This window comes from Hydromonas duriensis (assembly GCF_004363775.1).
GTDB classification, from domain to species: Bacteria; Pseudomonadota; Gammaproteobacteria; order Burkholderiales; family Burkholderiaceae; genus Hydromonas; species Hydromonas duriensis.
Map to the genome: position 1 here is coordinate 1 of NZ_SNZE01000050.1, position 3,964 is coordinate 3,964.

The 3,964-nt window shown below is 40.2% G+C and carries 4 protein-coding genes; all 4 read right to left on the reverse strand.

Annotated elements, in window-relative coordinates; all coding sequences use genetic code 11:
• Positions 1–164: 164 nt before the first annotated feature.
• A complete protein-coding gene (locus DFR44_RS11025) occupies positions 165–608 on the reverse strand; it encodes a hypothetical protein (protein ID WP_133621622.1) in 444 nt (147 codons plus the stop codon).
• Between the two features lie 111 nt (positions 609–719).
• Complete coding sequence (locus DFR44_RS11030) at positions 720–1,253, reverse strand: hypothetical protein (RefSeq protein ID WP_133621623.1); 534 nt, start codon at positions 1,251–1,253, stop codon at positions 720–722.
• Positions 1,254–1,269: 16 nt separating this feature from the next.
• Positions 1,270–3,330: a LysM peptidoglycan-binding domain-containing protein gene (locus DFR44_RS11035; RefSeq protein ID WP_133621624.1), complete on the reverse strand. Its 2,061-nt coding sequence runs from the start codon at positions 3,328–3,330 to the stop codon at positions 1,270–1,272.
• A 14-nt stretch (positions 3,331–3,344) separates the two neighbouring features.
• Positions 3,345–3,964: DUF2345 domain-containing protein (locus tag DFR44_RS11040; RefSeq protein WP_133621625.1), on the reverse strand; the 620-nt coding region annotated here is incomplete at its 5' end.

Below are 3,964 nucleotides of genomic sequence, written 5' to 3' on the forward strand. Positions count from 1 at the left end.
TGATGCCGTCGCTGCCTTCGAGCTCACGGAATAGAATGAGGTGCGTGCCCATCGCAGTGACCGGGAGCTTCGGGCCTGTGAGGGTGATGGTGCGGTGGTTTCGGGACATTTTTTTATGCTTCCTTGTGTTTTGATGCCATTAAATGCTTCGCTTTGAATATTTTTTATTCAAGCCCTTTGATCCAATCAGTTAGCATAATAGGAATATTTTGTGACTTTTGATTAAAGCCAAAACGAAAAATTTGCCCGCTAAGAGATGCTGCAGCGTAAATACGTTTTGACTGAGATTCAATCAGAAAAATAATAGAATCACCCGAATTACCATGCCCAGGTGCACCTGAAGCTTCGCCGACCATCCATTTATCAACCAGCTTAACTCCATCGTGGTCAGAAACACGACTAGCAGCAACAAACTCGTCATATTTAGCACCTAATACACGCTTAAATGAATTCTTCCAATGCTTGGAACGGAGTACGTCATATGGGGCTTGTTTCACAGGGTTTTGCATATGTGATTCGTTCAAGGGGCGAGCGCCGCATTGGTTAATTACCGCAATCTCTGCACCTGCAATACCCTCATCTTTTGCCGACGCTTCTGCTTTGAGCATGCATCTCTCCCAAGCAGTCGCCGTTAACTGCGCTGGCTTTGCCGGGACTACGATTGTGATACTTAACAGACAAATTAATGTGATTAAGTTTTTCATTAAAAGCCTCATTCATTAACAAGGAACAAAGGATGTTACATCGTAAATATAGCCATTTTTAAAAGTAAGCATGTACCCATCCCCATCTATCCCTGTTGGAATTAATAAACCATTTCCTCTTATATTGCCATCCCGATTCAAAGCGGGAAATGTGCTATATAACATATTTTTAGACGTTTTTTTAGTTAGCGATATGCCATTAATAGCTATACTATTATTTGTACCTGCAATCTGTATACTTCTTAGTGCTGCCAATCTCTTATTAATTTCAAAAACCGCCGTGGAATAGAGTGCCAAATTGACCGTAAAGTTGACATCGTAATCTTCTGGTTTGTCCATTGGCAATGCAATACCACACTCTTTTGTATCAATAACAATTGTTTTAGGCTGACCAAGTTTTGAAAATAAAGCACTTTTTTCTAAGAGAGGTGCTACCTTCGTTCCATTAACGTTCACGTAAGTTAGTTTAAAAGTTTCATTAGATGGGGATTTGGCAACAGCCAATGTTTGTACAACGATGCAAAAAAACGCAATAACTATTTTTTTCATGACGACATCCTTAAAATCACGGTCTAAATCCATCAGGATACTTGCAGTTAATAAAATCTTTAGGATTAATACGAAAATTCAACCCCCCTGCGAAAATACCAGGTTCGTATCTTACTTCAAAATGAAGATGAGCTCCCCTTTCAATTGTTGACATTCCCACGGCAGTTGTCCCAGTACAACCTGTTGTACCGATAACTGTTCCTGGCTCAACAAAAGAGACTTCATTCTTTTCAACTTCGAACGTTGATAAATGCGCAAAGAAAAAATGCGCTACCGTTTTACCCGCAGGAGCTTGGCTGATAAAAGCCTGCTTTTGCTTTTCAGGTAAATCATTAATATTAACACTAAGAATGATAGTATTCCCATAGGTTCCAGTTGTAGCTCTATTATCTACTACAGTAATGTGTCCATGCGCAACAGCCCTAACTTTTGTTCCAGGCTTGGCCTCTAAATCAATACCCTGATGTGGTTTAGCTCCACCATCTCTCACCATTCCAAAAGTAGCTGAAAGAGGAGAAGCTAACCCCCCTTTAGTTCTTAACTTCATTTCATCCAAAGGCTCAGACCAGCCTGCGGATGAAATTTTGCTTGCATCATTATTTGGTGTAGGCGGTGGTGTTACTTTTATTGCCGCTGCTTTTGGTACTGGTGCAGGCACGGGGGCACCATTCAAGATGGCGATGATTTGATCCATTGTTTTAATCTTGGGCTTAACTTTATCTACATCTTTAATCATGAAGTTGGACACATCAATCATTTTATCCACATACCCAGTCAACCATAGTCGGTAACCTTTAAAATTATCACCACCTGCACGTGCAATAATTTCGTCAGCTTTTCCCTTGTTTTTACTACCTAATTGAGTAATCAACACTTTTTTGTAATTTCGTTTTGGATTTGGTGTTCCCTTTATAATTGCGGATGCGCCTGTAAAGCCTTCATGATGGGATAAATAAGCTACCTTTGCCAAATCTTCTGGACCTAAAGAATCAATATTGATTCCTGCCTTTTTTAGGCTATCAAGATTGTTACGAGCGTACAGTGCTGCTGCATCAATTGAAATTTCTGGATCAAACCGAGAATCCAATGACTTTTTATTTTTTTTATTTGCCAAAGACTTGGGATTGTTAGTTATCTCTGGCCAGGTTGAAGCTAAAAATTGTGTTAATCCAGCCGCATTACTTTCAGCATTGAAAGACTTGGCGTTCCACATTCCATCTTTCTTTGCAGCCTCGGCATTGATTACTGCAGACAAGGTTTGTGGAGTAAACCCATGTGCTTTAGCAGCCGCAATAATAAATTGACGATATGCGGCATCATTTTTAGAGTTTAACAAGAGATTTTCATCCGTTAATAATGCAGCCATGTATTGCGTTGATACACCATCATCAGTTCGAACTTGTCCCTCTTGAGGTTGGGTATCAATTTTTACAGATGATTGTGGTGCACTTGCAGGTGTATCTGTGTTTGATACAGATGAACCCGAACCCACCTCTGCATTTGGTTTGTCTATTGCCAACGTAGGCGATTCAACTGTTTGTACTGGACTAGTTTCTGTTGCTTTAGAGGTGTTTTTAACTTCGCTTTTGATATCCGTTTCACTTACTTCACCGCTACTTTTTTTCAACACTACGTCACCACGATATTGCTTGGTCCGAGATTGTACAGTGAGCTTTTTCTTCCCAATAGGCAAACTTTTTGTTTCGAATATTTTTTCAGGCTCATTTTCTAAATTAAAAATTTCAATTTTTAAGCCTTTTGCAAAATCATGTATTTCAACTCCAATTAGCCAGCCATCTTTAAAGTCTTTTTCTTCAAAGACAACTTGTTTATCGTCAAATGACAGAGTTGCCTTTTTAGGCGTAAATTCTTTAAAATTCAAACCAATAAACCGAATATCTAAACTGGTGTCTGGATCAGTTTTAAATTCAGGGATTTTAATTTTTTGCCCAATCCTTATATACTGAGCTTCTCTTCCCACCAATTGATTGTAGCTAGCAAGTCTATCTACAGTTAAACCATAAAATTTACTAATTTTCCAAAGACTTTCGCCTTTTTTAACAATGTGAACTGTCATCAGTTTCTCCCATATTAAATAGTTTCATTGGGGCTGTGTTCGCCTGGATGAAAATCCCCCTCTTTGCCCTTACGACTTTCTTCATCGAAATCCTCAAAAAGACCAGACCAGCCATCATATCCCGCTAACGCCTGGTAATCTCCAAGCCCCAAGCCCTCGCCATGATAAACAGGTGTAAAACCTTGTGAATCAAATTTTTGTTCCCAAACTACTTCATGCTTAATTGTGTCGTATACCTTAATCTTACTGTCTTTAAAACCCTTACCCGTTAAATCAAGCATCGCAAACCGACGAGCTAAATCCTTTTTCTCTCTCTCATAAAACAAAGACTTCGGCCCTGGCGTATCATGCTCCCCCGCCCAAGCCTTCCAATTGCCAGGCGTGCCTTCCTCAATCCCCGAGCTATTGATACGAATATAAGACCCACCCGCCGTCATCAAGATCTCATCCTTCGCCACAATCTCAATCTTTGACTTCGTACTAATCAGCTTCATCACCTTCTCAGCGATGATGTGCATCTCATCACTCTGCGCCTGAATCTCAACCGCTCCTTTGGCAGCAAACAATTTAATGCCCCCACCTTGTGTAAAGAAACTAATGCCTTTAGCCACCGAAGCCGCTAAGCGTTTACCCA

Coding starts and splice junctions, on each gene's coding strand:
- DFR44_RS11030 (WP_133621623.1), bottom strand. CDS start 1,253: ATGAAAAAAATAGTTATTGCGTTTTTTTGCATCGTTGTACAAACATTG.
- DFR44_RS11035 (WP_133621624.1), bottom strand. CDS start 3,330: ATGACAGTTCACATTGTTAAAAAAGGCGAAAGTCTTTGGAAAATTAGT.
- DFR44_RS11025 (WP_133621622.1), bottom strand. CDS start 608: ATGCTCAAAGCAGAAGCGTCGGCAAAAGATGAGGGTATTGCAGGTGCA.